Source organism: Thiobacillus sp. (genome assembly GCF_024708915.1).
Genome location: NZ_JANJXQ010000158.1, coordinates 1 through 5,978, shown reverse-complemented (window position 1 = coordinate 5,978; position 5,978 = coordinate 1). Strand labels below are relative to the sequence as shown.

The 5,978-nt window shown below is 63.9% G+C and carries 4 protein-coding genes, 1 tRNA gene, 1 pseudogene and 1 riboswitch; of the genes and pseudogenes, 2 read left to right on the top strand and 4 right to left on the bottom strand.

Features of this window, described 5'->3' with window-relative positions:
• The 4 genes from mutY to Q0L94_RS11055 all read right to left on the bottom strand — a co-directional run.
• Positions 1–600: A/G-specific adenine glycosylase (gene mutY / locus Q0L94_RS11070; RefSeq protein WP_296753267.1), on the bottom strand; the 600-nt coding region annotated here is incomplete at its 3' end.
• A gap of 50 nt (positions 601–650) precedes the next feature.
• Entirely contained in the window at positions 651–2,867 is a 2,217-nt protein-coding gene (locus Q0L94_RS11065; RefSeq protein WP_296753266.1) for a DUF1631 domain-containing protein, read from the bottom strand.
• A gap of 68 nt (positions 2,868–2,935) precedes the next feature.
• Positions 2,936–3,045: riboswitch (cyclic di-GMP riboswitch) on the bottom strand.
• An 89-nt stretch (positions 3,046–3,134) separates the two neighbouring features.
• Entirely contained in the window at positions 3,135–5,183 is a 2,049-nt protein-coding gene (locus Q0L94_RS11060; RefSeq protein WP_296753265.1) for a DUF1631 family protein, read from the bottom strand.
• Positions 5,184–5,262: 79 nt separating this feature from the next.
• Positions 5,263–5,336 (bottom strand) — tRNA-Gly (locus tag Q0L94_RS11055).
• A gap of 93 nt (positions 5,337–5,429) precedes the next feature.
• On the opposite strand from Q0L94_RS11055, the gene thiS reads away from it, so the two are divergent.
• Both thiS and Q0L94_RS11045 read left to right on the top strand, forming a co-directional pair.
• Complete coding sequence (gene thiS / locus Q0L94_RS11050; RefSeq protein WP_296753263.1) at positions 5,430–5,633, top strand: sulfur carrier protein ThiS; 204 nt, start codon at positions 5,430–5,432, stop codon at positions 5,631–5,633.
• Positions 5,634–5,729: 96 nt separating this feature from the next.
• Positions 5,730–5,978 (top strand): annotated as a pseudogene (locus Q0L94_RS11045) (thiazole synthase); the annotation flags it as partial.

Here is a 5,978-nt window from a genome sequence, read left to right as displayed (position 1 = left end):
CGGACAGTCTGCGCAGGCCGGCTGGCTGCGGGTGCAGACGAGCGCGCCGAGATCCATCATGCCCTGGGTGTAGGCTTCGATGGCGGTGTGCGGCAGGTACGATTCGGCCAGTTGCCACAACGCCGTTGCGGTTTTTTTGTCACCTGGCCAGCCGGCAATGCCGGCGTGGCGTGCCAGTACGCGTTTGACGTTGCCGTCGAGGATGGCGCAAGGCTGGCCGAAAGCCAATGCCGCGATCGCCGCCGCGGTCGAGCGTCCGACGCCTGGCAACTGCGCGATGGCGTCGGGACTGGCCGGAAAATTGCCGCCATGGGCGACGATGGTGCGCGCAGCCGCATGCAGGTTGCGCGCACGGCTGTAGTAGCCGAGTCCGCTCCATAGCGCGAGCACATCGTCCTCGTGTGCCGCAGCCAGGGAGGGCAGATCGGGGAAGCGCGCCACAAAGCGCCCGAAATAGGGAATGACCGTGGTGACCTGGGTCTGCTGCAGCATGATTTCAGACAGCCAGATGCGGTAGGGATCGCGGCTGGCCTGCCAGGGCAGGGCATGGCGGCCGTGGTGCCGCTGCCAGCGGACGATGCGGGAAGCAAACGATTTCACCTCGGCAGGGTAGCCGGGGTGAAAGGGCGAATCAATGGGTGAAACTACACTCAGACGTGGCTGAGTTTCTGTCGGAACAGGTTCATCAACTTGCCAAATGCCGATTCGGTGATGGATTTGCGTTCGACCAGCACTGCTTCGCCGCGCCGCAGCTTGTCGGCGAGACGGTGCAGGCTGATGGAGAAGCTGTTCATGCCGTCCTGATCCGAGAACAGGTAGGTGTTGCGGATACCGCTGACCCAGCCCAGCCGCGCCCAGCGGAAAGTGCCGTCGTCGTAGTGGAACTCCACCCAGTCGCCTTTGTTCAAGGCGCGGGCGCGCAAGCTGAACTCGTCTTCCACTTCGGGGGCCGCGGGTTCGGCTTCGGAAACGGGTGCTGCGACGGGATCGGCCACAGGGGCGGGCGTCAGCGCTTCGATTTCTTCGGGCGTGATATCGGGCAGCGGCACTGGCTGGGCGTTGGGGCGCACTGCATTGGCGTGCAGAATGACCAGAGTGGCGAAAAAGCGGTCGGACAGCTTTTGCGGCAGCGCGATTTCTGCCGTGCCTTCGCGCAGGCGTTTCAGCAAGCCGGGCAGTATGCGCACCAGCATCAGGCGTGCATCCATGTCGGCCTTGGGCTGCACGCTCCACACCAGTTCGCGCATGGTTTCGACGTGGCTGTTGAAATGCGCGCCCTGCTCGCCTGCGTCGACATAATCCATGGTCAGCAGCTGCGCCCAGTCGCGCCGCAGGAATTCACGCACGGCATCCGCCACCGGTTGATCCCTGAGCGCACGGTTGATGAAATCGTGGACGATGACGGGGGCAAGCTCGGCACGCTCGGATTGCCTGATCTGGGCAATATCCTCCTGCAGGCTGGCGTCCACCGTTTCTTCCAGCGTGTCGTCCAGGGTGGCGCTTATTGCTTCCAGCTCCGCTGCGGCGGAATCGAATACGGCGATGTCCTGCTCGAAGCTGTCGAGCACCCGGCTGACCACCTGTGAAATGGTCTCCAGCCTGGCATTGCCTGTCTCGTTGTCGGGCAGGTGGACGGCGAGCGTGGCGATCGCATCCAGCATGCGGCGCACCGGATGATTCGGCTGCGAGAAGAAGTTGCGGTCAAGCATGGCCGCCTTCAGCACCGGAATCTGCAGCCGCGCGATTTGCGCCTTGAGACGGTCGGGGATGGAGACTTCGTCGAACACCACATCGAACAGCATGGCGACCGCATCCACCAGCACCGCATCGAGCGGGCTTGCCGCCTGCATCACCGGGCTTTGCTGCAGGCTGCGCAGCACATTGTGCACAGTGGCGGCTTCCAGCAGCGGCAGCTCGAAACGGCCGCCGTCAGGCAGCGTCATGGCACCGGATTGCAGTTGGCCGAGCGAGTCGAGCAGGTTGAATCCGGCGAAAGCCGCCGGCGCGCCACCGTATCCTCCGGCTCCTGCCGATACATGTCCGCTGCCTCCGGCCAGTTGCTCGAACAGCCTGAACATGTCGCCGCCGGTCTGGCCCTGCGTGGCAGGAGAGGCGCTGGCCGAAGTGGTGCCAGTTGCGGCAGCAGCGGTATTCTGCGTGCGGTTTTTCGCGCCAACCTTGAGATCCGGCAGGATGCCATGGTCGATCAGAAAACGGTTGATGGACTGGTAGATGTGGGCAAGTTCGGTGGTCAGCACCAGATCGAACTGGTTCAACAGCACGATCCGTGTATCCTGTTCCGGCTGCATGCTGGCGATGCCGTCCAGCAGCGCTTCGCATAGCGCACGCGGACCGAGCGGGTTGTCGTTCTCGGACAGATCCGTGCGGCCCAGCAGATGGGCGATGCGGGCATCCAGGGCGACCAGTTCCTCGGCGCAGTTGTAACGCAGACGCGAGGTGGCCTTGTCGACCGCCAGCGTGATCTCAAAATCATGGTCGTCCACCAGCGACAGTTCCAGCAATTCGCTGCCGCTGGCTTTCTCGCGGTTGTGGGGGAAATCGCTGAAAGCCTGGCAATACGCTTCCTTGCACGCGCTCAGCAATTCATTGGCCTGTTTGTTGAGGATGCCCTGAGCAGCATAGTAGGTGTTGCGTGCATCCAGCAGCGGCGTACGATCGGCCATCGCCAGCAGGGTGTTTTCCATCGCTTCGGCTTGCCGTGTCAGCACGCGGGCTGCACCTTCTATCAACAGGTCGCGGCTGCCATGCAGAACCGACAGGGTCTCGGCCGAGACCTGCGCGCGGCGTGTACGCTCGAACTGATTGAGGTTAACTACGACTGAATTGTCCGGCATCTCGGGCTCCATGGTGTCACCTCGCGGTATCGGCGGCTGGCCGGCCAGGAATGGGGTGGGATGTGCATGACCGGATGGCTGCCGGCGGTCCCGCTGTCTCGACCGCCAGTGGGGAACGCCCTGAATGGCATGGATATCGAGACCGGAAACTTTGCGTCCCCGTCTCGCGGCGGGTTTGCCCTGTTCGTGGTCGGCGACTGTGCCTGTACTTGGGCGCACAACCGCATAACTGATTTATCGGCCGGCCGGAGAGAAACTTGAGTGTCCGGATTGTAAATTTCAGCCGGGACCGGCCGACAGGTGCGTTTTGAGTCGCAGCATGGCTTTGCGCGTGAGCGACTGCTCCGGAATCTGCGCACGGCCGGCACGGATTTCCGCAGCGAGCCGGTCGCAATCGAGCGAAAAACGCTGTTCGCCCTCGCTGTCGCAAAACAGCAGATAGCCGTGTACACCGACCCAGACCACGCGCGCGGTCGCCAGACCCTCGAATGGCGGATCGAAATCCACCCAGTCGCCTTCCAGTAACTGCTGTGCCTGCTGCAGGATGGCGTCGCTCGGGGGAACGGCCGGCAGCCGGCGGGTAAGCGATTCGATTGAGACAGGCCGGGGCGCAAACGCGTCGACCGCGGCATTCTGCTGCCCGCCGGCGGGACGGATCCAGGATTCCTGGGTCACGGTGATGGCGCTGAAAAAATCTTTCAGCTGTGCAGGGGTGGCACCTTGCGCCAGCAAGCCGCGGCGTAATTCGGCGTTGATGCGGGGAATCGATTGCAGGCGGTCTTCGCGCGCGGCGTTGCTGCCCGGCGCCTGCAGACTGAGGAAAAGCTGCAGCAAGGTTGCGCAGGCTGCCCGCCAGTCGGGGCCTTCGCCCGCTTCAGCCACATACAGCGACGCCATATGCGGCACCCAGGCGTTTTCCAGCCGCCGCAATACCGGTTCTGGGGCAGGATGGCGCCCGGTCAGGTCATGCAGGTTTTCCAGCGCCAGCAGGGTGCCCAGTTCCTGGCGTTCGATCTGCTCCAGATGCATGACATCCGGAGCCAGGCCGGATTTGAGGTGCGTGTCGGCGTCGGCCAGCCAGGCGGCCAGCCTGCCGTGCGCCTGCGCAAATGCCTCGATAGCGTGGCCAGGGTCGTTGTGGATGACAGCGCAGGCGGCCTGGATTTGTTCGAGCGCGAACGGGTGCGAGGGATCGTGTTCGGGAAAACGGCGCGAGAACAATCCCAGCAGGTCGATCAACTGGCGTGTCGGATGCTGGTCGTCGCTGAAAAAATCGGGCGAGGCGAGCGCGACCCTGAGCGCCGGGATCTGCAGGTGGGCAATTTCGGCCTTGTAACGCGACGATATGGCGGGGTCGTCGAGGATGTATTCGAACAGCCCCGCCAGGGCATCCAGTACCGCGAGGTCGAATGCGTCCGTTCCGGTATGGTGTGCCTTCTGCTGCAATTGCCGCAGCGCCAGCGTGGCAGCTTCGCCAGTCGGCGGGGCGCACGGGAGCGACGATAGAGGGGCCTGCCAGTCCGCCAGGCGGTCAGCCAAACGGCGCGGCATCTCGGGCAAGGGCGTGCCGCCTGCGGGAGAGAGCGTGCCGGAAGGAGCGGTTTCGCTTGTGCGCGCGGCAACCGACTGAATGTGCGCCAGAACGTCCTGTCCGGCATCGGTCGCGGTTGTCCGGGGCGCGGCGGCCGCAGGGGGGGCGAACAGTTCCCGAATGCCCTGCGCGTCCAGAAACTGATTCAGTGCCGCGTAAGTGTGCTTCAGCGTGTCAAGCAGCGGAGCGGTCACACACTGGAGCAGGAAAGTGCCGGACGGGGAGTCGATCCCCAGCGCATCGAGCGCGCGCGACAAAGCGCGCATGATCTGAAGCGGTCCGTAGCCATCGGCGCGGTCCGCATCTTCCGCCGCCGCCCGCCGCATGGCCTGCACGCGGCCAAACAGCAGCACCATCTCGGCGCGCAGGGGGTCGGTCAGCAGGGCTGCGGTTTTTGCTTCCGCCAACTGCCGTTTGAGCGTGTCGTCGTCCAGCAGTTGCAGTCCGGCCGGGCGGCTGTCGTGGTGCCGGGCAAACGTCTCGGGGCGGACGAGATGCTGGCGGAACTGCTCGGCAAACGCGGTGGACAGCACGTCCGGGTGCGCGTTGAGCCAATCCAGGCAGGTCTGTCCGATTGCCGTGATCGACGCCGCCGGTTGCGCCGCCATGGCGCGCAAAATGGCATCCTGGATTGGAATGCGGCTGCGCTGAAAAAAGTTGTCCAGCGCCTGCGCCATGCGCGCATCGGTTTCGCGTAGCAGGGCAACGGGGGAGGAAGGGGCGGATTGGGTATTCATGGCCTTGCTGCAATAACGGCCAGGGAGAACGGATTATTGAATTGCGGCCGACCCGGAATCGGGTCCGGATACCGTGTTCTGGAGCGGGCGAAGGGAATCGAACCCTCCTCATGAGCTTGGGAAGCTCAGGTAATGCCACTATACGACGCCCGCGAGGTACTTGTGCCTTCATGCCCTGCAGGGTGCTTCAGGGTAGAATCCGGCATGATACTGAAACTCGCGTCCCCCGGATAGAAGAAGTGATTCGTGATTGAACTGCTCATCAACGGCGAACCCCGTACCTTCCCTGCTCCGCTCACCCTGAGCCAACTGATCGCGTCGCTGGATCTGCTCGGGAAGCGCATCGCCATCGAAAAAAATGGCGAAATCGTCCCGCGCAGCCAGCATGCCGACACCCCGCTGGCCAGCGGCGACCGCCTGGAAATCGTTGTCGCGGTCGGCGGCGGCTGAGATAGAGAGGGGTGAGGCGTCAGGCGTGAAGTGTGACGCCCCGGCCTTTACCCTTTCCCGCTCCTAACCCTTCACCCTTTACGCCTCACCTGAACTATGCAACCTCTCGTCATCGCCGGAAAATCCTATGCCTCCCGCCTGCTGGTGGGCACCGGCAAGTACAAGGATTTCGAACAGACGCGCCTCGCGGTCGAGGCCTCGGGCGCGGAAATCGTCACCGTCGCCATCCGCCGCACCAACATCGGCCAGGACGCCGGCCAGCCGAGCCTGCTCGATGCGCTGCCGCCGTCGCAATACACCTACCTGCCCAACACCGCGGGCTGCTATACCGCCGACGACGCGATC